16 protein-coding genes are annotated in these 23,069 nt (G+C 69.9%); 3 read left to right on the top strand and 13 right to left on the bottom strand.

Annotated elements, in window-relative coordinates; all coding sequences use genetic code 11:
* Positions 1–30: 30 nt before the first annotated feature.
* The 7 genes from P3G67_RS08815 to P3G67_RS08785 form a co-directional block, all read right to left on the bottom strand.
* Entirely contained in the window at positions 31–897 is an 867-nt protein-coding gene (locus P3G67_RS08815) for a carbohydrate ABC transporter permease (protein ID WP_276092935.1), read from the bottom strand.
* Positions 894–2,252: an extracellular solute-binding protein gene (locus P3G67_RS08810; RefSeq protein WP_276092934.1), complete on the bottom strand. Its 1,359-nt coding sequence runs from the start codon at positions 2,250–2,252 to the stop codon at positions 894–896. The genes P3G67_RS08815 and P3G67_RS08810 overlap by 4 nt, the downstream gene beginning before the upstream one ends.
* 203 nt (positions 2,253–2,455) lie before the next feature.
* On the bottom strand, positions 2,456–3,478 hold the full coding sequence (locus P3G67_RS08805) for a transcriptional regulator (RefSeq protein WP_276092933.1): 1,023 nt from the start codon (positions 3,476–3,478) through the stop codon (positions 2,456–2,458).
* Between the two features lie 201 nt (positions 3,479–3,679).
* Positions 3,680–3,976: a DUF397 domain-containing protein gene (locus P3G67_RS08800; protein ID WP_276092932.1), complete on the bottom strand. Its 297-nt coding sequence runs from the start codon at positions 3,974–3,976 to the stop codon at positions 3,680–3,682.
* Positions 3,952–4,812 carry a helix-turn-helix domain-containing protein gene (locus tag P3G67_RS08795; RefSeq protein ID WP_276092931.1) on the bottom strand — a complete coding sequence of 287 codons (861 nt, stop codon included), beginning with the start codon at positions 4,810–4,812 and terminating at the stop codon, positions 3,952–3,954. Before P3G67_RS08795 ends, P3G67_RS08800 begins: the two co-directional genes overlap by 25 nt.
* A gap of 452 nt (positions 4,813–5,264) precedes the next feature.
* Entirely contained in the window at positions 5,265–5,939 is a 675-nt protein-coding gene (locus P3G67_RS08790) for a response regulator (protein ID WP_276092930.1), read from the bottom strand.
* Positions 5,936–7,477, bottom strand: coding sequence for a sensor histidine kinase (locus P3G67_RS08785; RefSeq protein WP_276092929.1), 1,542 nt, complete (start codon positions 7,475–7,477; stop codon positions 5,936–5,938). The genes P3G67_RS08790 and P3G67_RS08785 overlap by 4 nt, the downstream gene beginning before the upstream one ends.
* 280 nt (positions 7,478–7,757) lie before the next feature.
* On the opposite strand from P3G67_RS08785, the gene P3G67_RS08780 reads away from it, so the two are divergent.
* Positions 7,758–9,104, top strand: a complete 1,347-nt coding sequence (locus P3G67_RS08780) for a cation:dicarboxylate symporter family transporter (RefSeq protein WP_276092928.1) — start codon at positions 7,758–7,760, stop codon at positions 9,102–9,104.
* Positions 9,105–9,114: 10 nt separating this feature from the next.
* Here P3G67_RS08780 and P3G67_RS08775 read toward each other — a convergent pair whose 3' ends face one another.
* Positions 9,115–9,714 carry a TetR/AcrR family transcriptional regulator gene (locus P3G67_RS08775; RefSeq protein WP_276092927.1) on the bottom strand — a complete coding sequence of 200 codons (600 nt, stop codon included), beginning with the start codon at positions 9,712–9,714 and terminating at the stop codon, positions 9,115–9,117.
* A 179-nt stretch (positions 9,715–9,893) separates the two neighbouring features.
* Here P3G67_RS08775 and P3G67_RS08770 point away from each other — a divergent pair, with 179 nt between their 5' ends.
* A complete protein-coding gene (locus P3G67_RS08770) occupies positions 9,894–11,489 on the top strand; it encodes an MFS transporter (RefSeq protein ID WP_276092926.1) in 1,596 nt (531 codons plus the stop codon).
* 30 nt (positions 11,490–11,519) lie between these two features.
* Here P3G67_RS08770 and P3G67_RS08765 read toward each other — a convergent pair whose 3' ends face one another.
* The 5 genes from P3G67_RS08765 to P3G67_RS08745 form a co-directional block, all read right to left on the bottom strand.
* Entirely contained in the window at positions 11,520–12,074 is a 555-nt protein-coding gene (locus P3G67_RS08765; RefSeq protein WP_276092925.1) for a helix-turn-helix domain-containing protein, read from the bottom strand.
* Positions 12,075–12,266: 192 nt separating this feature from the next.
* Positions 12,267–14,636 (bottom strand): 1,4-alpha-glucan branching enzyme, encoded by a 2,370-nt coding sequence (gene glgB, locus P3G67_RS08760; protein WP_276092924.1) that lies wholly within the window; start codon positions 14,634–14,636, stop codon positions 12,267–12,269.
* Positions 14,637–14,669: 33 nt separating this feature from the next.
* Complete coding sequence (locus tag P3G67_RS08755; protein ID WP_269853135.1) at positions 14,670–16,100, bottom strand: maltokinase N-terminal cap-like domain-containing protein; 1,431 nt, start codon at positions 16,098–16,100, stop codon at positions 14,670–14,672.
* 89 nt (positions 16,101–16,189) lie between these two features.
* Positions 16,190–17,905: a maltose alpha-D-glucosyltransferase gene (treS, locus tag P3G67_RS08750; protein ID WP_276092923.1), complete on the bottom strand. Its 1,716-nt coding sequence runs from the start codon at positions 17,903–17,905 to the stop codon at positions 16,190–16,192.
* Positions 17,902–19,902, bottom strand: a complete 2,001-nt coding sequence (locus P3G67_RS08745; RefSeq protein ID WP_276092922.1) for an alpha-1,4-glucan--maltose-1-phosphate maltosyltransferase — start codon at positions 19,900–19,902, stop codon at positions 17,902–17,904. The genes treS and P3G67_RS08745 overlap by 4 nt, the downstream gene beginning before the upstream one ends.
* A gap of 491 nt (positions 19,903–20,393) precedes the next feature.
* On the opposite strand from P3G67_RS08745, the gene glgP reads away from it, so the two are divergent.
* Complete coding sequence (gene glgP / locus P3G67_RS08740; RefSeq protein WP_276092921.1) at positions 20,394–23,021, top strand: alpha-glucan family phosphorylase; 2,628 nt, start codon at positions 20,394–20,396, stop codon at positions 23,019–23,021.
* The last annotated feature ends 48 nt before the right edge of the window (positions 23,022–23,069 follow it).

Genomic DNA, 23,069 nt, shown 5'->3' with positions numbered 1-23,069 from the left:
CCCCCACGGGCGCATGCCGGGAAGCTTCCATCAGACCTCCGTCCTGAGCAGCCGCAGATACACCACCGAGAACAGCGCCCCCACCACCAGGAGCAGCAGCGCCACCGCCGTGCCGTAGCCGATCAGGCTGTCCTGGAACGCCTTCTCGTACATGAACAGCGGCAGCGTCTGGCTGCGGTCCCCGGGGCCGCCGCGCGTCATCGCCCACACCAGGCCGAAGACGGACAGGGTCTGCAGGGTGTTGAGCATCAGATTGGTGCCGATCGACCGGCGGATCATCGGCAGCGTCACATGCCACATGCGCTGCGCCGCGCTCGCCCCGTCCACCTGCGCCTGCTCGGTGACGTCCTGGGGGATCTCGGCCAGCGCGGCGGAGTACACCAGCATCGAGAACGCGGTGCCGCGCCAGACGTTGGCCAGCGAGACGGCCAGGATCGGCAGCGTGAACAGCCAGTTCTGGCTGGGCAGATGGAGCCAGCCGAGGATCGCGTTCAGCGTGCCCTCGCGCCGGAAGAACGCGTACAGCAGGAACGCCGCCACGATCTCCGGCAGCACCCACGCGGCGATCACCACGCCCCCGGTGACGGTGCGCACCGGCCGGGAGGCGCGGCGCATCACGGCCGCCAGGCCGAGCCCCAGCGTGTTCTGCCCGACGATCGAGGACAGCACGGTGAACAGCAGGGTCAGCAGCACCGCGTTGCGGAAACCCGCGTCGGAGAAGGCCTGCCGGAAGTTGGCCAGCCCGACGAAGTGCGTGCCCGACGCACCGGTCAACCGCATGTCGGTGAAGGCTATGTACGCGCAGTACGCGATGGGCCCGGCCAGGAACAGCACCAGCAGGATCACGGACGGCAGCACGGGCAGCCCCCGCACCACGGTGCGTCGGGCTCGGCTCACCGCGCGGTCTCCACGGCCCCGGCCGTGATCGACGACAACTGCTGGTCGTACGCCCTGGCGGCGGCGGCCGTCGAGGACTGGCCGGTGGAGACCGCCTCCATCGCCGCGCCGATGGCGGTGGACACCTGCGGATACGCGGGCAGGGCCGGGCGGTAGTGGGTGTACCGCACCAGCTTGGTGAAGAAGCCGATACCCGGCATCGAGCTCAGATAGCCGTGGTCGGCGGCCACATCCTTGCGGACCGCGATGTTCGCGCTGCGGATGTCGTACTCGGCCGCGTTCGGCTCGCTCTGCAGCGTCCTGATGAAGTCCCAGGCGATGTCCGGGTGTTGGGCCCTGGCCGGGATGGCCCAGGTCCACCCGCCGGACATGCTGACCTCGCCGGGCGCCTGCCCGTTCTGCGTCGGCATGGCGGCGGTGCCCATCACCTGCGACCACTGCGGCCAGGGCTTGCCGCCGGTCTTGATCCAGTTGTTCCCCAGCCATGAACCGTCGAGGTCGATGGCGAGCTTGCCGGACGGGATCCACTCCGTACCGACCACCGGCTGGATGTTGGGATCAAGGGCATCGGAGATGTCCGGCCCGAGCTTCTCCGTGTACACGGTCCGTACGAAGTCCAGCGCGTCGGAGAAGCCCTTGCTCGACCGGACCCACTTCTGGGTCTGCGGGTCGTACAGCGGATCCGCGCCCGTCCCGTAGGCGAGCATCTCGAACCCCTGCATCACGGCCGCCTCACCCGGAGCCTTCCCGGTGTAGAGGTTGAGCGGGATGACCCCGGGGACCTTGGCCTTGACCGTACGGGCGGCGGTGAGGATGTCGTTCCAGTCCTTCGGCTGCCAGTCGGTGGGCAGCCCCGCCTTGGTGAAGATGTCCTTGTTGAACCACAGCCCACGGGTGTCGGTGCCGTCCGGGACCCCGTACGTCCTGCCGTCCTGGGCTCTGGCGGCGGCCTTCGCGGTGTCCACGAACTGGTTCCACGCGGGCCAGCTGGAGAGATATCCGTCCAGTGGCCGCAGATATCCCGCCTTGATGTCCGAGTTGATCAGGAACGTGTCCTCGTAGACCAGGTCGGGAGCGGTCTTGGGCGACCGCATCATCTGCTGCAACTTGGCGTAGTAGTCGTTCTCTGCCGCGGTGATCGGGATCAGCTGGACGTGCTTGCCGGGGTTCGCCTTCTCGAACTGGTCCTTCACCAGCCCGAGATAGTTGTCCATGATGCGAACGTTGTCATCGGGCACACGCTGGTAGGCGACCTTGATGGTGTTCTTGGGCTCGGTGGAACTGCCGCAAGAGCTAAGGGCGGTGGCGGCCAGGGCTGCGGCTGCCGCCGCGGCGACGTAACGGGCACGGCGCATGGGCAAGTCCTCCTTCGGCACGCGGACGGAAGGGGATGCTGCGGGTTGCCCGTGACGGTAAATGCCGGTCGGGGGCGGGTCAATGGGCGTGTACGCGGACCAACCAGCTTACAGATGTGAGGGTTTGGGACACGTGGTGGCCCTCATGTGAGTGATCAGGCGCGGACCGCTCGTTGCTTTGATCCACGGGGTGACGGCGTCCGTCAAGCCAGCAGTGAGGTTGGGGTGATGAGCCGGGCGCGGTCGTGGAGTTCGCGAGCGACGGGGTTTTTCAGGTGGGGGCGGATCAGTTGGTGCATCGCTCGGATTCGCTGGTCCGCTCGTCCGGACTGGACCAGGGGGTAGTCGTCAAGGACCAGATACCATGTGGCGCAAGCGGCTTCCAAATGACCGATCGCGAATTGACGTTCGGCGAGGAGGGCGCGTTCCTTCACTCGGGTGCGGCGGTAGACGTCATACCGCAACCTGTCGGATTGCCGCATCGCTTCGACGGCGCCGTGCATGTCGCCCAATTCGTATCGGACTTGACTTGTGTGGTAGTTCAGAGCAGCGGGGTCGTACGAGCCGAAGGCCTTTTCCCTGGATTCAGCCTTTTCCATGGCCACTTCCGCCTCCCGGAGGTACATGAGGGCGCTGCGGCGGTCACCGATCTGTGCGGCGGAGTGGGCCTGCTGACCCGCGAGGAAGGCGCGCATCCTGGGGCCGGCCTGCGGGGACGCGGCGGCAGCCGCGTCCGCCAGTCGCATCGCCTCTCGCCCGTGCCCCAAGTCGACTGCTTGGACGCTCATTCCGCGCAGCGTGGTGCAGTAGGTCAGATGGTCTTCCGACGCCCCGGCGAGTTCCAGCGCCTTCAGGTAATACTGCTGCGCGAGGCCGTGAACGCCTTCGTCCACCGCCATGTATCCGGTGAGGTAGCACAGATCGGAGGCGGCGGACATCATCGCTTTGCGAACGTGGTCGGGAGCGTCTGCCCGTAGGTAGGGCGCGACGGTATTCACGAGGAACGCGGCGGCCATGGGGCGCGCGTGCCGTCCACCGAACTGGTCGTCCAGTTCGGACACCCGCTCGGTCATTGCTATGACCATCTCGACTTCGGGCATTCCGATGCGTTGCGTATGGCCGGTTTGGATGGCTTCCATGCGGCCGACCACGTCCTGCCAGCCCGGCACGGTGAGGGCGACAGAGAACAGACCCGCGCCGAGGACGCTGCGGCGGGATGGGTCCATGTCCTACCTCCTTGGGAGCAGTGCGACGGTGCGGCGCTATCCGTCAGAACCGGCGCATGTTGAGAGTCGGAGCAGTTGCCCTGGGCGTCTCGGACGTAGCGCGTGCGGTGAGTTCTGGAGGGAGGCACTCGGCTACGTCCCGCGTGAGGCATCTGCGTCATCGGCACCGACCACCACTGGCGGAGACCGGACGACCACCGGCTAGACAGCGGGGAAGCCCCCTTCTCTGACGGCCGATATGAAGGCCGTCCATGCCTCTGCGGTGAAGACCAGGACAGGGCCCTGGGGGTCTTTCGAATCCCGGACGGGTACGAGACCGGTTGCGCTGTCGGCAACCTCCACGCAGGAACCGTCTTGACCGTTGCTGTATGTGGACTTGCGCCACGAGGCGGCGCCTGGGAAGCCTTCGGCTATTTCGACGCACGCGCCGCCTTCGTTATTGGTGTAGGTGGACTTGCGCCATATGGCGCCGCTCAGATCGGGTCGTGGCGTGGGCATGCGTAGCACTCCTCCATCGCAGTCTTGATCAGAGTCAGCGAAGCATCCGGCGGCAACGCTTGGATCCGAGCGTGATCGTAAGTCAGCGAGCGCGCGGTCACTTGATCCGGTTCCTCTTCGAGGACTCCTGGGCCGACGCCCTCCAGATAGGCCACATCTGGGCTGTCAGCGAAGGACAGTAGGGCGAGTGAGCCGCCCATGATCGCGTACTCGCCGTGGGTGAACGGCATGACCTGGACTGTGGCATCGGGGGATTCCGCCAACTCGGCGATGCGAGCCAGTTGGTCGTACATGGCGTGTGGGCCGCCGACCTGTCGCCGGATGACGGCCTCGTCGAGAACGGTCCACAGAAATGGGGGAGGTGTCTTCCGCAACAGTTGCTGACGGCTCATTCGAGCCGCCACCTTCTCTTCGATCTCCTCCTGCGAGGCGCGGGGCAGCCCCTTGCGCAGTGCCGCGCGTGCGTACGCCTCGGTCTGCATCACTCCAGGAACGATCTGCGGCGAGTACCAGAAGATCTTGGTGGCCTTCGCTTCCAGAAGCATGAACTTCTGGACGTAGTCCGGGAAATTCTCCCGTGCCCGCTCGCGGACCATGTGTTCCCACAGTTCCGTGAGTTCACCGCCCGCGCCCAGCGCAGCGTCCAGCGCCACGCACATGTCCCAGGTCGGCGGATCCGTCCCCAACTCCACTTGCGCGATGCGGTTGTGGGAGTAGTTGAGCCGGGTGCCCACCTCGCGCTGGGTCCAACCCAGCCGCTCCCGGTGCTTGCGGAGCTTCTTGCCCAGCAGGGCGGCCAAGGAGACCGTTGGGTCGAGTTCCTTTGGTGCGGCCATCCGTCGTCGTCCTTCGTTTCAGGGGATTTCAAGCTCCAGATGGCGAGGGGTGCTTGAAGCGGTTACCCCTGGTGAGCGTAGCGCTACGCCGCGATGCTCGGAACACGAACGAGCGGGAAGGCGAATCACAGGTGCTCGAAGTAGGGGCCGTGGTGCGGGATTTGAGGACAGGCCGGGTCGGCGTGGTGCTCGGGATGAATGCCGGGCGGGTGAGTCTGCGGCCGGCGGGGGGTGGGGTGCCCTGGAGCGCGCGGCACATGGATGTGCGTGCGGCCGAGCCGATGGAGGAACTGCGGGCGCGCGTGGCGGAGGTCAACGCGTGGGGACGGTGAGTGACTGCGCGGAGTGCGAGCGGCTGCGCGCCGCCGAGGAGGATGCCCGCCGCACCGGGGACCTCAGCCGGGCGACGGACTGCCGGGTGCTGGCCCGACGGCACCGTCGGGCCGCACATCTCACGGCGACAGCCGGTAGCTCAGTTCCGGGCGACCGACCTGACCGTACTGCGGGCTGCGTACCGCCTGTCCCGTGCCCACCAGATGTTCCAGGTAGCGGCGGGCCGTGATGCGGGAGACGCCGACCGCCGCGGCGGCCTGGCCCGCTGACAGGCTCCCGGCGTCGCGCAGTGCACGGGTCACCGCGTCCAAGGTCGGGGCGCTCAGCCCCTTCGGCAGCGTGGCCGCCTCCGAGCTGCCGCGCAGTACGGACAGGGCGCGGTCCACTTCGTCCTGGCCGGTCGCCTTGCCACCGCCTGACAGCCCGTCGCGGAAGCGGGACCAGCGCTCCATCCGGTCGCGCAGCGCGGGGAACGTGAAGGGCTTGAGCAGGTACTGGACCACGCCCACCGAGACCGCCTGCCGGACGACGTCCAGGTCGCGCGCCGAGGTCACCGCGATCACGTCGGCCGTGTGTCCCGCGGCGCGCAGCGAGCGTATGAGTTGCAGTCCGTGGCCGTCCGGCAGGTGCAGGTCGAGAAGGATCAGGTCAACGGCGTCCCGGTCGAGGAACCGCATCGCCTGCGCGCCGGAGTGCGCGACGGCTGCCACCTCGAAGCCCGGCAGCCGCTCCACGTACATCCGGTGTGCGCTCGCCGCCACCGGGTCGTCCTCCACCACCAGTACCCGGATCATGATCGGGCAGCCTCCCGTACCGGCAGCCGTACCGTGAACACCGCGCCCACCCCGCGGTCGACCCGGACCGTACCGCCGCAACGGCGGGCGGCCTGCTCGACCAGGGCGAGGCCGATTCCGTGGCCGGGCTCGCCCTTGGTGCTCCATCCGCGCCGGAACACCGCGGGCAGCGCCCCGGGGTCCACTCCGCTGCCGGAGTCCGCGACCCGCAGCAGCAACTCGCCGCCGTCCAGCCGGGCGGCGACCTCGACGTAGGGGCGGCGGGCCGCCGCACCGTCGACGGCCGCGTCCAACGCGTTGTCGATCAGGTTGCCGAGGATGGTGACCAGATCGCGGGGGCTCAGCGGAAGGTCCTCCGTGATGTGGGTGTCGTCGGTGACGCGGAACTCCACACCCCGTTCGCTGGCCTCCGCCGCCTTGCCGAGCAGCAGCGCGGCCAGCACCGGCTCGGCGACCGCCGCGACCACCCGGTCGGTGAGCGCCTGGGCCAACTCCAGTTCGGCGGTGGCGAATTCGACCGCTTCGTCCACCCGGCCCAGTTCGATCAGCGAGACGACGGTGTGCAGGCGGTTCGCCGCCTCGTGGGCCTGGGAACGCAGCGCCTCGGTGAAGCCCCGCTGGTTGTCCAGCTCTCCGGCGAGCGCCTGAAGGTCGGTGTGGTCGCGCAGGGTGACCACGGTGCCGCGCTGCTCCCCGCCGCTCACCGGCTGGGTGTTGACCACCACCACCCGGTCGGCGGTGAGGTGCAGTTCGTCCACCCGGGGCTTCGCGGCCAGCAGCGCCCCGGTCAGGGACGGGGGCAGGCCCAGCTCGGACACGTACCGTCCGACCACCTCGTGCGGCAGGCCCAGCAACTCCCGGGCGGCGTCGTTGCACAGGGCGACGCGCCGCTCGGCGTCCAGCAGCACCAGCCCCTCGCGCACCGCGTGCAGTGTCGCCTGGTGGTAGTCGTACATCCGGCTCAGGCCCTCGGCGCCCAGGCCGTGGGTGTGCCGTCGCAGCCGCCGGTTGACGACGTACGTGCCCGCGCCGCCCACCGCGAGCGCGGCCAGCGCCACGCCGATCAGCGCGGCGAGGTGGCCGCGCACCTCGCTGCTGATGGTGGAGACCGTTATGCCCACGCTGACCAGGGCGGTCACCCGGCCGCCGTCCTCGACCGGGGTCACCACCCGGACCGAGCGGCCGAGGGTGCCGGTGTGTGTCTCGGTGAACGTGTGGCCGCGCAGCGCGGGCGCGGTGTCGCCGAGGAAGTGCCCGCCGATCCGGCGGGGGTCGGGATGGGTCCAGCGGACACCGGCCGGGTTCATGATCGTGATGAAGGTGACGCCGGTGTCCTCGCGGACCCGCTCGGCGTACGGCTGGAGCACGGCGGTGGGGTTCGCGGTGTGCGCGGCGGTGCGCAGCGACGGAGAGTCGGCGATGGCGCGGGCGGTGGCGGTCACCTTGTCCCGCGCGTCGTCCTCGGCCTGCCGCTGCGCGTACGTGTACGCGAGTGCCGCGCAGCAGACCAGGACCACGGCGACCACGACGACCTGCATGGCGAAGAGCTGACCGGCCAGACTGCGGGCGCGCCTCCCGCGCGGGGTCCGGGAGTTCCCCTCCGGGGGCTTCGCTCCCAGGTCCCCCCTTTCCGGGGGCTTCGCCCCTGGACACCCTCGCCCGGTGGAGGGCATTCCGGGGCGGCGGGCTATCGGCATGGGGCCAGTGTGCACAGGTCGCGTGAACTCTATGAACGTAAACGTGACCGCCGTCACGTCGGCCACGCATAGTCGCCGGAACCGACCGGTCGGGACGCCGGTGGTACCTCAGGAGGAAACGATGGCAGAGCCGACGCCCGCGCGCCCGCGCCGGGACCGGACCCACTACCTGTACCTCGCCGTCATCGTGGCGGTGCTGGCCGGGATCGCGCTGGGGCTGGCCGCCCCGGGCGCGGCCAGGGAACTGAAGCCGCTCGGCACCGGCTTCGTCAGCCTGATCACGATGATGATCTCGCCGGTCATCTTCTGCACCATCGTGCTGGGCATCGGCTCGGTACGTAAGGCGGCGAAGGTCGGCGCGGTGGGCGGCCTGGCACTCGGCTACTTCGTGGTGATGTCCTGCGTGGCGCTGGCCATCGGGCTGGTGGTCGGCAACTTCCTGCACCCGGGCAGCGGTCTGCATCTGACCGCCGCGGCGAAGGCCGCCGGGCACGGTCAGGCCGCGGGGTCCGTGGAGGGCGGTACGGACTTCCTCCTCGGGATCATCCCCAAGACGCTGCTGTCCGCGTTCACCACCGGGCAGGTGCTCCAGACGCTGCTGGTGGCGCTGCTGGTCGGCTTCGCCCTACAGGCGATGGGCACCGCGGGGGAGCCGCTGCTGCGCGGCGTCGGGCAGCTTCAGAAGCTGGTCTTCCGCGTGCTGTCGATGATCATGTGGGCGGCGCCGGTCGGGGCGTTCGGTGCGATGGCGGCGGTGGTCGGCGCCACCGGTGCCGGGGCGCTCAAGGCGCTGGCCGTGATCATGGTCGGCTTCTACACGACGTGTCTGCTGTTCGTGCTCGTCGTGCTCGGTACGGTGCTGCGGCTGGTCTGCGGGGTGAGCGTGTTCTCCCTGCTGCGGTATCTGGCCAGGGAGTTGCTGCTGATCCTGTCGACCTCCTCGTCGGAGTCGGCGCTGCCGAGGCTGATCGCGAAGATGGAGCACCTGGGCGTCAGCCGCCCGGTGGTCGGCATCACCGTCCCGACCGGCTACTCGTTCAACCTCGACGGCACCGCGATCTATCTGACGATGTCCTCGCTGTTCGTCGCGGACGCGCTCGGCAAGCCGCTGGCGCTGGGGCAGCAGATCTCGCTGCTGGTGTTCATGGTGATCGCCTCCAAGGGCGCGGCCGGTGTCACCGGCGCGGGCCTGGCCACCCTGGCCGGCGGACTCCAGTCGCACCGTCCTGACCTGGTGGACGGCGTCGGACTGATCGTCGGCATCGACCGGTTCATGAGCGAGGCACGGGCGTTGACGAACTTCGCGGGCAACGCCGTCGCGACGGTGGTCATCGGCACGTTGACCAAGGAGTTCGACCGGGAACGCGCGCGGGCGGTGCTCGACGGCCGACTGCCCTTCGACGAGCAGGTGTTGGGTGACGGCGAGCCGTTGGGCTCCGAGGGCGCGAAGCGGCCCGTGGCGGTGTGATCCGGCCGGGCTACGGAACGGTGACGGTGTCCGCCAGCCGCGCGGCGCGCTCGGCGGGCACGCCCGCGGCCGTCAGGGCGGTGACGGCGGCCGCGCTGCCCGCCCGCCGCGGCGGCAGGGCGCCGTCGTTGACCGCCTCCATCAGCCCGAACAGCACCTGCTCGTGGACGTAGGCGAGCGCCTCCGCGGGCAGTGGTGAGCTGAACACCCCTTGGTCCAGGCCGCGTTGCAGCACCTCCGCGCAGGAGCGGCGGACCGGTGCCAACCGCCGCCGGATGCCTTCCATGGTCACGCTGCGCTGCGCGAGCGCGACCAGCAGGCGGTAGCGGTCGGCGATCCTCCACACGGCGAGGATGCTGCGGGTCAGCGCCTCGGCGGGGTCCTCGACACCCTCCTGTGCGGCGGCGTGCGCGGCGGCCACCGCCTCGGCGGCGTCGTCGGTCAGCGCGCTGATCAGCGCGTCGCGACTGGGGAAGTGTCCGTAGACGGTGCGGCGGACCACGCCCGCGGCGCGGGCGATCTGGTCCATGCTGGCGTCCGGGTCGCGCAGCAGCTCGGCGAGCGCGACGTCCATCAGACGGCGGCGGTTGGCGTCGGCTCGGCCGGTCATGCCTGGTTCCTTCCTGGGATGCCGCACGAACGTCCCTGCGAACGCCCCCTGCGAGCGGTGTCCGCGAATCCTACGGGTGTCGGTCCTCCGTTCATTTTGCACATCGCTGTGCAATGACGTAACTTGCACATGGCTGTGTAATTGCACAGTGCTGTGCAAGATCCTGAAGGGGGAGTGCTGTGCGCCTTGTCCTGACCGAACCGGTTGACTCCGCGGGCCGGCCGTACGCCCGCCGGTGGTGGGCACTGCTGGTGCTGTGCCTGAGCCTGCTGATCATCGTGATGGCGAACACCTCGCTCACCGTCGCGGCCCCCGACATGACGGCGGACCTCGGCCTGACCAGCTCGGACCTGCAGTGGGTGATCGACGCCTACACCGTGCCGTACGCGGCGCTGATGCTGCTGCTGGGCGCCATCGGCGACAAGTACAGCCGCCGGGGCGCGCTGCTGCTCGGGCTCGCGGTCTTCGGCGCGGCGTCCGTCGCCGGGTCGCTGGTGCACAGCGCCTCCGGAGTGATCACGGCGCGCGCCGTGATGGGCGTCGGGGCGGCCATGATCATGCCCGCCACGCTGTCGCTGCTGGCCGCGACCTTCCCCAAGGCCGAGCGGGCCAAGGCCATCACCATGTGGACGGCGACCGCCGGACTGGCCATCGCGGTCGGTCCACTGGTCGCGGGAGTGCTGCTGCAGAACCACAGCTGGTCCTCGACGTTCCTGATCAACGTTCCGGTCGTGGTCGTCGCGATGGTCGGCGCGCTGGTGCTGGTGCCGCCGTCCCGGGCGGCGCACCAGGGGCGGATCGACGTGGTCGGCGGACTGCTGTCGGTCGTCTCGCTCGGCGCGCTGGTCTACATGATCATCGAGGGGCCGCACTTCGGTTGGGGTGCCGCGGCGATCACCGCCGCCGTCATCGCCGCGGTCGGCCTGATCGCCTTCGTGCTCTGGGAGTTGCGGCACCCGCGTCCGGTGCTGGACGTGCGGCGCTACCGCGACCGCGGCTTCGCGGGTTCCAACCTCGCCGTGGCGCTGTTCTTCCTGGCCGTCTTCGGGGCCTTCTACTACCTCACCCAGCATCTGCAGTTCGTGCTCGGCTACAGCCCGTTGGACACCGGCGTACGGATGCTGCCGCTGGCCGGTGCGGTGTTCGTGGGTGCGGCGCTGACCGGTGTGCTGACGCCGCGGCTCGGCATGAAGGTGACCGTCACCGCGGGCATGATCGGTGGCACGGTGGCGCTGGCGCTGCTGACCCGGGTGGACGCCGGATCCTCGTACTCGGACCTGGTGGTGCCGCTGATGGTGCTCGGGTTGGCGATCGGGCTCAGCCTCTCGCCGTGCACCGACGCGATCATGGGGGCGTTCCCGGAGTCCGAGCTGGGTGTGGGCGGCGCGGTGAACGACACCTCGCTGGAGCTCGGCGGGTCGCTGGGAATCGCCATCCTGGGGTCGGTGCTGTCCGGTTCGTACTCCTCGCATCTGGCCGACGCGGTGCGCGGCAAGCTGCCGTCGGCGGCGCTGTCCGCGGCGCAGGACTCGGTGGGCGCCGGGCTCGCCGTCGCGCAGAAGGTGGCGGCCCAGGCCGGGCCGCAGCAGGCCGCGGCCATGGCGCACGCGGTGCGGGGAGCGTTCTCCGACGCGGTCGCGCACACCAGCCTGGTGGGGGCTGTCGTGCTGGGCGTCGGCACGGTCCTCGTAGCGGTTCTGCTGCCGCTTCGCCGCCGGGCGGCGGTGGCGGCTGACGCCCCTGCGGAGCGGGAGCTGGAAGAGGTACGGGGGTAGCGGCTTCGGGGGGCTTGCCCCCCGAAGGGGCTACTCGACCAGTTGCCAGAAGTGGTCCAGGATCTGCGCCAGGAACGGCGCACCCTTGTCCTCCGGGGAGGCGGTCTCGCTCCAGCTCAGGGTGGAGGTCATCAACGACTGGTACTGCTCGTGGAGTTGGCTGAGCGCGTGCTCTATGCGTTCGCGCGGTAGCGCGACCATCGCGCTCACCGGTTTCACATAGGGCTGCCAGCGGACCGAGGCCGCTGAACGCAGGTATTCGGCCAGCTTCTCGGCGCGGCCGGTCACGGCCACCAGTTGGGCCTGGCTGAGACCCAGCACCTCGGCCAGGGCCGCCGTCCGGCGGGCGTCGCCGGTCCAGCGGTTGCGGTCCTCCAGTCGCGCGTACTCCTTGGGCCGCAGGCCCACCGCGAACGCGACGTCCTCCAACGCCAGCCCGCGCGACCAGCGGTACTCGCGCAAGGTGGTGGGCGCCCCGAGCAGGTCCGCGGGCGCGCACCACAACGCGGCGGCCAGCGCGGTCAGTTCCTGTTCGCTGGGGAGAAGCTGGCCCCGTTCCCAGGCCAACACCATGTCGGGCAGCACGCGCAGACCGTATGACGCCCACATTCCATGGGAGACATGGGCGTGCGACATTCCAAGTTGCTGACGAAGACGCCTTGCGGAGGCAGGATCGAAGGGAGGCGGCACTCGGTCAGCGTACGACCGACTACCGCCCGTGACGCACCGTATGTTCTGCCGAATCATGGCCGAAAAACGACCACAGTCCTCAGAGGTTCACACGGGCCGCAACCACACCGTGGCCAGTGGCGGCAGCGTCAACGCCCCGGAGACCGCGGCGGCGTTGCCGACCCCGCTGCCTCCGTACACCATGCCGTCCGTGTTCAGCACCTCGCGCCAGCCGTCGTGCCCGGACGGGAAGTCGATCTTGTAGTCATGGCGTACGACCGGCGAGAAGTTGCTGACGCAGACCAGCGGGCGCCCGTCGGCGTCGTAGCGCACGAACGACAGCACGTTGTCGTCCGCGGCGTTTCCGTCGATCCAGGCGAATCCCGCGGGATCGGTGTCCAACTGCCACAGCGCCGGAGTGGCCCGATAGCACCTGTTCAGGTCGCGCACCAGATCCCGTACCCCGATGTGGTCGCCGGCCGCGCTGTACCCGGGGTCCGTGAGCCACCAGTCGGGGCCGGAGTCGTGCGACCACTCCGCGCCCTGCGCGAACTCCTGCCCCATGAAGAGCAGTTGCTTGCCCGGATGCGCCCACATGAAGCCCAGGTAGGCCCGGTGGGTGGCGCGCTGCTGCCACCAGTCACCGGGCGACTTGGCGACCAGCGCGCGCTTGCCGTGCACCACCTCGTCGTGCGAGATCGGCAGCACGTAGTTCTCGGAGTACGCGTAGACCATGGCGAACGTCATGTCGCCGTGGTGGTACCTGCGGTGCACCGGCTCATGGGAGAGGTAGCGCAGCGTGTCGTGCATCCACCCCATGTTCCACTTCAGGCCGAAGCCCAGTCCGCCCGCATCGGTCGGCCGGGTCACCCCGTCCCAGGCGGTGGACTCCTCGGCGACGGTGACGATGCCCGGGCAGCGACGGTAGACGGTGGCGTTCATCTCCTGGAGGAACGCCACCGCGTCCAGGTTCTCCCGGCCGCCGAAGGCGTTGGGCGACCACTGCCCGTCCTCGCGCGAGTAGTCGAGGTAGAGCATCGAGGCCACCGCGTCCACCCGCAGCCCGTCGATGTGGAACTCCTCAAGCCAGTACACCGCGTTGGCCACCAGGAAGTTGCGCACCTCGGTCCGGCCGAAGTCGAACTCCAGCGTGCCCCAGTCCGGGTGCTCGGCGCGGCGCGGGTCGTCAGGCTCGTACAGCGGGGTGCCGTCGAACCGGGCCAGCGCCCAGTCGTCCTTCGGGAAGTGCGCGGGCACCCAGTCCACCAGCACGCCGATCCCGGCCTGGTGCAACGCGTCCACCAGGTACCGGAAGTCGTCCGGCGTACCGAGCCGGGCGGTGGGGGCGTAGTACGAGGTGACCTGGTAGCCCCACGAGCCGCCGAACGGATGCTCGGCGATCGGCATCAGCTCCACATGCGTGAAGCCCAAGTCCTTCACATACGCCGGGAGTTGCTCGGCCAGTTCGCGGTAGGACAGGCCCGGCCGCCAGGAGGGCAGGTGGACCTCGTAGACCGAGAACGGCGCTTGGTGCACCGGGCGGGCGGCACGGTGGGCCAGCCACTCCTGGTCGTGCCAGGTGTGGCGGGAGACCTCCACCACCGACGCGGTGGCGGGCGGCGCCTCGGTGCGCCGGGCCATCGGGTCGGCCTTGACCACCCGCCCGCCGTCCGGGGTGGCGATCCGGAACTTGTAGAGCGTGCCCTCGCCGATCCCGGGCACGAACAGCTCCCACACCCCGGTGGCGCCCAGCGAGCGCATCGGATGGCCGGTGCCGTCCCAGTAGTTGAAGTCGCCGACCACCTGCACGCCGCGCGCGTTCGGCGCCCACACCGCGAACCGGGTTCCGGTCACGCCCTGGTGGGTCATCACCCGTGAGCCCAGCGCCCGCCACAACTCCTCGTGCCGTCCCTCGCCGATCAGGTGCAGATCCAGCTCGCCCAGCGACGGCAGCAGCCGGTAGCCGTCCTCGACCTCGTGCGCGCCGTCGTCGTACGTCACCAGCAGCCGGTAGTGCGGGATCTCCGGCAGCGGCAGCAGCGCGCTGAACAGCCCCCGGCCCTCCGACCGCAGCTCGATCCGCGACTCCTGGAACAGCACCGCCACCGCCCGCGCGTACGGTCGCAGCACCCGCACCACGATCCCGCCCTCGGTGCGGTGCGCGCCCAGCAGCGAGTGCGGGTCGTGGTGCGCACCGGCGAGCAGTCGGTCCACCTCACCGGGGTCAGGTGGGCTGTCCGTCGTCGCCGAAGGCGCGGGGCGTGCGGCGGGGGTGCGGACGGGCGCCGGGGCGGCCGGGGGTACGGGCGTGGGCGGCCTGCGGCGGGGGGCGGTGCCGGAGGCGGGTGGGCGGTTGCCGGGGGTGTAGCCGCGGGCGGCGGCCTCGGGTTGGTTGCCCGGGGCGTACGCGAGGAAGGTGGCCGGTACAACGGATGCTGTCTCCCCGGGGGACGGGCGCGAGGGGTCGCGGGGAATCACGGTCGAGTCCTCCTGATCGGCGATGGGTTGGGGTCAGCGTGCGGCGGGCTGGCTGAGTCGCTGGATCGCGGCCATCGGGATGGGCAGCCACTCGGGGCGGTGCCGGGCCTCGTACAGCACCTCGTACACGGCCTTGTCGGTCTCGTACGCGCGCAGCAGCACCTGGGCGTCCCGTGGATCGTGCCCCGAGCGCTCCGCGTAGCCGGCGCAGTAGGCGGCGCGGTGCCGCTCGGCCCAGTCGGCGGCGTCCGGCGCGGCCGGATCGCGGTGCCGGGCCGCGTAGTCGAAGGACCGCAGCATGCCCGCGATGTCCTGGACGAAGGGCTGCGGACGGCGCCGTTCGGCGAGCGGGCGGGCCGGCTCGCCCTCGAAGTCGATCAGCACCCAGCCCTGCTCGGCGGTGTACAGCGCCTGGCCGAGGTGCAGATCGCCGTGGATCCGCTGGGCGGGCAACTCCACCCCGGAGGAGGAGAGCCGGTCCAGATCGCGGAAGGCGCCGCGCAGTCCCTCGGCATAGCGGGCCAGCGCGGGCACGGCGGCCGCCGTCGCGTCCAGCCGGTCGGTCATCGCACCGGCCAGCAACCGGATCTGCGGGCGGCGCAGGACCGCCCCGGGCAGCGCGCCGGCCAGCGCGGTGTGCACCTCGGCGGTGGCCGCGCCCAGCGCATGGGCGGGCCCGGTGAAGTCCTCACCGGCGGCCACCGCGGCCAGCGCCAACTGCCAGCCGTCGGCGCAGCCGGGCAGATAGCGTTGCAGCACCCCCAGCGTGGCGGGCTCCTCGTGCAGCCCCAGTGCCTCCACCCAGGCCACCGGCGCGGCGACCCTGGCCGACCCGCCGCGGGCCAGTGCGAGGGATAGTTCCAGGTCGGGGTTGGTGCCGGGGGAGACCCGGCGAAATAGCTTGAGGATAAACGTATCTCCGTAGACCACCGAGGAGTTGGACTGCTCGATGCCGGACAGCCTCGGCGGCAGCCCGGAGGGGATCGAGACGCCGGACTCCGCGGAGAACCGCAGCGGTCCGGTACGGCCGGGGGTACGCAGCCGCTCCAGCAGCAGGGTGGCCAGCCGGGCGTCGTACAGCGCCTCGTACACCGTCAGCCCGGTCAGCGGGCCGACGCCGGCATGGCCGACCAGGGCCGGGGCCAGCGCGGGCGGCAGCAACCGCCGGGTGCCGAGCACCAGTTGGTAGCAGTCCGGCGGCACGCCGGGCTGCTGGACGTCGAGCAGCAGATGCAGCAGGCCCGTGCCGCCGAGCCGCCCGTCAAGCGGCAGCAACTCCACCGCGCTGACCAGGGCGAACCCGGAGATCGGCCGTCCCTTGCCGGCGAACCACCGCTGACGCGGCAGCCATTCGCGCAACAGCGGCGTCAGCGACCGCAGCAGCTCGGTGGGCGCGAGCGGGTCCCGCGCCCTTACGGCGGTGTCGGTGGTGACCGGAGGGCGGAGCCGCGAGGTATCCGACATGGCGTCCTTTCCTCGGGGGCGCGCCCCCGAATCCCTTGGGGGACCGGGGACTCGACCCCGCATCGAACCCACCGCGAACTCCACCCGCACTACACGTCGCGGCGTAGCCGGAACCAGTAGAAGCCGTGCCCCGCAAGGGTGAGCAGGTAGGGGAGTTCGCCGATGGCCGGGAAGCGGACGCCGCCGATCAGCTCGACCGGGTGGCGTCCTTCCCACGTCTTCAGGTCCAGTTCAGTGGGTTGCGGGAACCGCGAGAAGTTGTTCACACACAGCACGATGTCGTCGCGCTGCCCCTCCTTGGAGGGCGCCTCGCGCAGGAAGGCCAGTACCGCCGGGTTGCTCGAAGCCAGTTCGGTGTAGGAGCCGAGTCCGAAGGCGGGGTTCTGCTTTCGGATCTCGATCATCCGGCGGGTCCAGTGCAGCAGCGAACTCGGGCTGCTCATCTGGGCTTCGACGTTGGTGACCTGGTAACCGTAGACCGGGTCCATGATCGTCGGAAGGTAGAGGCGTCCTGGGTCGCAGGACGAGAAGCCCGCGTTGCGGTCCGGGGTCCACTGCATCGGGGTGCGCACCGCGTCGCGGTCGCCCAGCCAGATGTTGTCGCCCATCCCGATCTCGTCGCCGTAGTAGAGGATCGGCGAGCCGGGCAGCGACAGCAGCAGGGCGGTGAACAGCTCGATCTGGTTGCGGTCGTTGTCCAGCAGGGTCGCCAGCCGCCGCCGGATGCCGATGTTCGCGCGCATCCGCGGGTCCTTGGCGTACTCCGCGTACATGTAGTCGCGTTCCTCGTCGGTGACCATCTCCAGCGTCAACTCGTCGTGGTTGCGCAGGAAGATGCCCCACTGGCAGTTCGCCGGGATCTCCGGCGTCTTGGCCAGGATTTCCGAGACCGGGTAGCGGGACTCACGGCGCACCGCCATGAAGATCCGCGGCATGACGGGGAAGTGGAACGCCATGTGGCACTCGTCCCCGCCGCTGGGGAAGTCGCCGAAGTAGTCGACCACGTCCTCCGGCCACTGGTTGGCCTCGGCCAGCAGCACGGTGTCCGGGTACTGGGCGTCGATCTCGGCCCGCACCCGCTTGAGGAACTGGTGGGTGGCCGGGAGGTTCTCGCAGTTGGTGCCCTCCTCGGCGTACAGGTACGGGACCGCGTCGAGGCGGAAGCCGTCGATGCCCAGATCCAGCCAGAACCGGAGTCCCGCGATCATCTCCTCCTGCACCCGCGGGTTCTCGTAGTTGAGGTCCGGCTGGTGGGAGAAGAAGCGGTGCCAGAAGTACTGCTTGCGCACCGGGTCGAAGGTCCAGTTGGAGGTCTCGGTGTCGACGAAGATGATCCGCGCGTCCTGGTACTCCTTGTCGTCGTCGGCCCAGACGTAGTAGTCGCCGTACGGACCGTCCGGGTCGGTACGGGAGGCCTGGAACCACGGGTGCTGGTCGCTGGTGTGGTTCATGACGAAGTCGATGATGACGCGCATGCCGCGCTGGTGTGCGGCGTCGACGAACTCCACGAAGTCGGCGAGGTCACCGAACTCGGGCAGCACGGCGGTGTAGTCGGAGACGTCGTACCCCCCGTCACGCAGCGGCGAGGCGAAGAACGGCGGCAACCACAGGCAGTCGACCCCGAGCCACTGGAGGTAGTCCAGTTTGGCCGTGAGGCCCTTCAGATCGCCGATGCCGTCGCCGTTGCTGTCCTGGAAGGAGCGGACCAGCACCTCGTAGAAGACCGCGCGCTTGAACCAGTCGGGGTCACGGTCCTTGGCGGGCGTGTCCTCGAAGGTGTCCTGGACGGGTTCGTTGACTGTCAATTGGGTGACCCTCCGATCGTTGAGGACGGTCGCAGGGACAGCACGTGCGCGGGGCGGGAGCCCGGTTCCAGGCGCACATAGTTGTCCCTGCCCCATTGGTAGTTCTCACCGGTGAGCTCATCGCGCACCGGGACGGTCTCGTGCCAGTCGAGGCCGAGATCCGGCATGTTCAACGAAACGGTCGCCTCACGGGTGTGGTACGGGTCGAGGTTGACGACCACCACAACGGTGTCGTGTGTGCCCTCCGGCGTTCGCGCCCGCTTGGAGTACACGATGATCGCGTCGTTGTCGGAAGCATGGAACCGAAGGTTCCGCAAGTACTGCAGTGCGGGGTGGCGCCGCCGCAGCCGGTTGAGGTGGGTGATCAGCGGGGCGATGGAGCGGCCCTCGCTCTCGGCGCGCGCCCAGTCGCGCGGGCGCAGTTGGTACTTCTCCGAGTCCAGGTACTCCTCGCTGCCCTCGCGTACCGGGGTGCTCTCGCACAGTTCGTAGCCGGAGTAGACGCCCCAGGACGGCGAGAGCGTGGCGGCCAGCACCGCCCGGACCTCGAAGGCCGGGCGCCCACCGTGCTGGAGGTAGGCGTTGAGGATGTCGGGTGTGTTGACGAACAGATTGGGGCGCATGTAGGCGGCTGCGTCCCCGCTCAACTCGGTCAGGTACTCGGTGATTTCCTCCTTGGTGTTGCGCCAGGTGAAATATGTGTACGACTGCTGGAAGCCGATCGCGGCCAGGGTGTGCATCATGGCGGGGCGGGTGAACGCCTCGGCCAGGAAGATCACGTCCGGATCCGTGCGGTTGATCTCCGTGATCACCCTTTCCCAGAACTCCACCGGCTTGGTGTGCGGATTGTCCACCCGGAAGATCCGCACGCCGTGGTCCATCCAGTGCCGCAGCACCCGCAGGGTCTCCCTGGTGAGACCGCGCATATCCGTGTCAAATGCCAGCGGATAGATGTCCTGGTACTTCTTGGGAGGGTTCTCCGCATAGGCGATCGAGCCGTCGATACGGTGTGTGAACCATTCGGGGTGCTTGTCGACCCAGGGATGATCGGGAGAGCACTGCAACGCGAAGTCGAGAGCCACCTCAAGTCGCAGTTGCCTGGCCCTGGCCACGAAGGCGTCGAAATCGTCGAGGGTGCCCAGATCCGGATGGACGGCGTCATGCCCGCCGTCGGGTGAGCCGATCGCCCAGGGCGAGCCGACGTCATACGGCCCCGCGGTCAGCGCGTTGTTGGGGCCCTTGCGGAACGCGGTGCCGATCGGATGGATCGGCGGCAGGTACACCACGTCGAACCCCATCGCGGCGATCGCCGGCAGCCGCTCGGCCGCGGAGCGCAGCGTCCCCGACCGCGGCGGCATGCCCTCGCGCAGCACCGCTCCCTCCGAGCGCGGGAAGAACTCGTACCAGGAGCCGAACAGCGCCCGGGCGCGCTCCACCTGAAGCGGCATCGGCCGCGACGCGCTGACCAGCTCGCGCAGCGGGAACCGGTCCAGCACCGCCACGACCTCCGCGGCCAGGGCGGCGGCCAGCCGCTGCTCGGCGGTGTGCTTGCCGTCCCGCAGCGCGTCCACCGCCTCCAGCACCACCGAGCGGCCGTCCTTCTTCGGCACCCCGGCCGCCGCGCGCTCGTGCAGCGCGGCGCCCTCGGCGAGCACGAGCTCGGTGTCGATCCCGGCCGGAACCTTGATCCGCGCGTTGTGCCGCCAGGTGCTCACCGGATCGGACCAGGCCTCCACGGTGTACGTCCAGCGGCCCTCGGCCGTCGGGGTGACCTCGGCGCCCCAGCGGTCGGTGCCCGGGGCGAGTTCACGCATCGGGGTCCAGGGGCCGGAGCGCCCGGCCGCGTCCCGCAGCACCACGTTGGCGGCTACCGCGTCATGGCCTTCGCGGAAGACCGTGGCGCTGACCTGGAAGGGCTCGCCCACCACGGCCTTCGCGGGACGCCTGCCGCAGTCCACGAGCGGGCGGAGATCCAGTACGGGGATACGGCCGATCATGTACTCACCTGGACTTGCCTCGTTACGTTTTCTTGGTGCCCCCATTGCCTTTTCTATCTGCTCCCTGGACTGTGCACTCGTGCGCATGGCCGCTCCTGTGCGCGTTCACTCGGTTGGAATGACGAGACATGACGGGGTAACAGGGTGCGGGGCGTCCTGGAAGCCTTCCCGGAGGCTCCTGATGAACACCATCTTTCGGACCGAGGACGCTCGTACGAAGGGGTGAAGCGGTGACGAGTCGTTGACCTGGGGGGAGCGGGCAGATGACGTGTCAGGGCCGTTAGGCTGAAACGGTGGTGCCGTACACCCCCGGGGAGCACCGCGGGTGCCACAGGGAAGCCTTACGTAGGAAATCGTCCTGTACAAGGGACCCTGGGGGAAGGGAATCGGCCAAACCCCTGACACGCCGGTAACGCAAAGGATCCCGGGGATCCTCGCCAAGGAAAGCGGACTTCGGGTGAAACCGGCCGCCGCGCCGCTACCGTCGTACCGTGAAGGCTATCCGTCGATTCACCGTCCGTACGGTCCTCCCCGAACCCCTGCGCCCGCTCGGCGAGCTGGCCCAGAACCTCCGCTGGTCCTGGCACCAGGAGACCCGTGAGCTGCTGCAGTCCGTCGACCCCGGCGGATGGCGGGCCGCGGGCGGCGACCCGGTGCGGCTGCTGGGCGCGGTACCGGCGCAGCGGCTGGAGGCGCTCGCCGAGGACCGCCGCTTCCTGCGGCGGCTGACCGCCGCCGCCGAGGACCTCTCCGACTACCTGACCAATCCGCGCTGGTACCAGAGCGCGCAAGGCATTGAACTCCCATCCGCCATTGCCTACTTCTCACCCGAGTTCGGTATCACCGCAGCACTGCCGCAGTACTCTGGAGGACTGGGCATCCTGGCCGGTGACCACCTCAAGGCCGCCAGCGACCTCGGCGTGCCGCTGATCGGCGTCGGGCTGCTGTACCGGCACGGGTACTTCCGGCAGTCGCTGTCCCGCGAGGGATGGCAGCAGGAGCACTACCCGGTACTCGATCCGCACGAACTCCCGCTGACCGCGCTGTGCGAGGCGAACGGCAGCCCCGCCCTGATCACCCTGGCGCTGCCCGGCGGGCGGTCACTGCGCGCCCGCATCTGGAAGGCGCGGGTCGGCCGGGTGCCGCTGCTGCTGCTCGACTCCGACGTGGAGGAGAACAACCAGAGCGAACGCGAGGTCACCGACCGGCTCTACGGAGGTGGCAGCGAACACCGGCTGCTCCAGGAGATGCTGCTGGGCATCGGCGGGGTGCGCGCGGTGCGGACCTACTGCCGGCTCACCGGCCATCCGGAGCCGGAGGTGTTCCACACCAACGAGGGACATGCCGGATTCCTCGGCCTGGAGCGGATCCGTGAACTCCACGACGGGCCGGAAGCGTTGGAGTTCGACGCGGCGCTGGAGGCGGTGCGCGCCGGAACCGTCTTCACCACCCACACCCCGGTGCCCGCCGGGATCGACCGGTTCGCCCTCGACCTGATCGGCCGCCACTTCGGCGACGGCGGCGAACTGCCCGGCGTCGACCTGGACCGGGTGCTCGACCTGGGCCGGGAGAACTACCCGGGCGGTGACCCCGGCGTGTTCAACATGGCCGTGATGGGCCTGCGGCTCGCCCAGCGCGCCAACGGGGTGAGCACCCTGCACGGTGCGGTGAGCCGCCAGATGTTCGCCGGGTTGTGGCCGGGATTCGACCCCGAGGAGGTGCCGATCCGGTCCATCACCAACGGGGTGCACGCGCCCACCTGGGTCGCTCCCGAGGTCTTCCGGCTCGGCGCCCACCAGGTCGGCGTACAGCGTACCGAGGACGCCCTGGCGGTCGGCGGTTCGCAGAGCTGGGACTCGGTGGCCGACATCCCCGACGCGGCGATCTGGGAGGTGCGGCGCGGCCTGCGCGAGCAGTTGGTCGAGGAGGTACGGGCCAGGCTGCGGGCCTCCTGGCGCCAGCGCGGCGCAGGGGACCTCGAACTCGGCTGGACCGACGAGGTGTTGGACCCCGATGTGCTCACCATCGGGTTCGCCCGCCGGGTGCCCTCCTACAAGCGGCTCACCCTGATGCTGCGCGACAAGGAGCGGCTCACCGAACTGCTGCTGCATCCGGAGCGGCCGGTGCAGATCGTGGTCGCGGGCAAGGCGCACCCGGCAGATGACAGCGGCAAGCGCCTGGTGCAGGAACTCGTCCGGTTCGCCGACGACGCGAAGGTACGGCACCGCATCGTCTTCCTGCCCGACTACGGCATGGCGATGGCCCAGCGCCTCTACCCGGGGTGCGACGTCTGGCTGAACAACCCGCTGCGGCCACTTGAGGCGTGCGGGACGTCGGGAATGAAGGCCGCGCTCAACGGCTGCCTCAACCTGTCGGTGCTGGACGGCTGGTGGGACGAGTGGTTCGACGGCAACAACGGCTGGGCCATCCCGACCGCGGACGACGCGTCCGGTGAGGATCCCGACCGCCGGGACGACATCGAGGCGGCGGCACTGTACGACCTGATCGAGACACAGGTCGCACCGCGCTTCTACGACACCGACGGCGCCGGACTGCCGCGCCGCTGGATCGAGATGGTCCGGCACACCCTGGTGACCCTGGGCCCCAAGGTGCTCGCCGGGCGCATGGTGCGGGAGTACGTGGAGAAGCTGTACGCGCCCGCCGCCGCCGCTCACCGTACGGTGAGCGCTCAGGCGGCGCGGGACCTCAGCGTCTGGAAGGCCCGGGTGCGCGAGCAGTGGGCCCGGGTGGCCATCGACCACGTGGAGGCCGGCTTCGCGGGCGGCACCGTCGAGCTGGGTTCCGCGCTGGCACTGCGGGTACGGGTGGCGCTCGGCGATCTCGACCCGACGGACGTGGATGTCCAGGTGGTCTCCGGCCGGGTGGATGACTCCGACCGGATCGCCGACGCGTCGGTGGTCTCCCTCAAACCGGCGGGCCGCCCCGACCTGGAGGGCCGCTGGCTGTTCGAGGGGCCGCTGGCGCTGGACCGCAGTGGGCCCTTCGGGTACACCGTGCGGGTCCTCCCGGCGCATCCGCTGTTGGCGTCCGCCGCCGAGCTCGGGCTGATCGCCGTCCCGGCGGAGGCCGAGGGGATGACCGCGGGAGTTCTGCGGTAGCCCGCTGCCCGGCTGCGGCCTGGCGGTTGTTCCCCGCCCACCCACCCT

It is taken from the genome of Streptomyces silvisoli, from assembly GCF_029269905.1.
In the GTDB taxonomy this organism is placed as follows: domain Bacteria; phylum Actinomycetota; class Actinomycetes; order Streptomycetales; family Streptomycetaceae; genus Streptantibioticus_A; species Streptantibioticus_A silvisoli_A.
This window is presented reverse-complemented; position numbering and strand designations above follow the sequence as displayed.

What these genes read in the sequence shown, in the direction of transcription:
- P3G67_RS08810 (WP_276092934.1), bottom strand. Translation starts at nt 2,252, where the DNA reads ATGCGCCGTGCCCGTTACGTCGCCGCGGCGGCAGCCGCAGCCCTGGCC.
- P3G67_RS08805 (WP_276092933.1), bottom strand. Translation starts at nt 3,478, where the DNA reads ATGGACCCATCCCGCCGCAGCGTCCTCGGCGCGGGTCTGTTCTCTGTC.
- P3G67_RS08800 (WP_276092932.1), bottom strand. Translation starts at nt 3,976, where the DNA reads ATGCCCACGCCACGACCCGATCTGAGCGGCGCCATATGGCGCAAGTCC.
- P3G67_RS08795 (WP_276092931.1), bottom strand. Translation starts at nt 4,812, where the DNA reads ATGGCCGCACCAAAGGAACTCGACCCAACGGTCTCCTTGGCCGCCCTG.
- P3G67_RS08790 (WP_276092930.1), bottom strand. Translation starts at nt 5,939, where the DNA reads ATGATCCGGGTACTGGTGGTGGAGGACGACCCGGTGGCGGCGAGCGCA.
- P3G67_RS08785 (WP_276092929.1), bottom strand. Translation starts at nt 7,477, where the DNA reads ATGCAGGTCGTCGTGGTCGCCGTGGTCCTGGTCTGCTGCGCGGCACTC.
- P3G67_RS08780 (WP_276092928.1), top strand. Translation starts at nt 7,758, where the DNA reads ATGGCAGAGCCGACGCCCGCGCGCCCGCGCCGGGACCGGACCCACTAC.
- P3G67_RS08775 (WP_276092927.1), bottom strand. Translation starts at nt 9,714, where the DNA reads ATGACCGGCCGAGCCGACGCCAACCGCCGCCGTCTGATGGACGTCGCG.
- P3G67_RS08755 (WP_269853135.1), bottom strand. Translation starts at nt 16,100, where the DNA reads ATGTCGGATACCTCGCGGCTCCGCCCTCCGGTCACCACCGACACCGCC.
- P3G67_RS08745 (WP_276092922.1), bottom strand. Translation starts at nt 19,902, where the DNA reads ATGATCGGCCGTATCCCCGTACTGGATCTCCGCCCGCTCGTGGACTGC.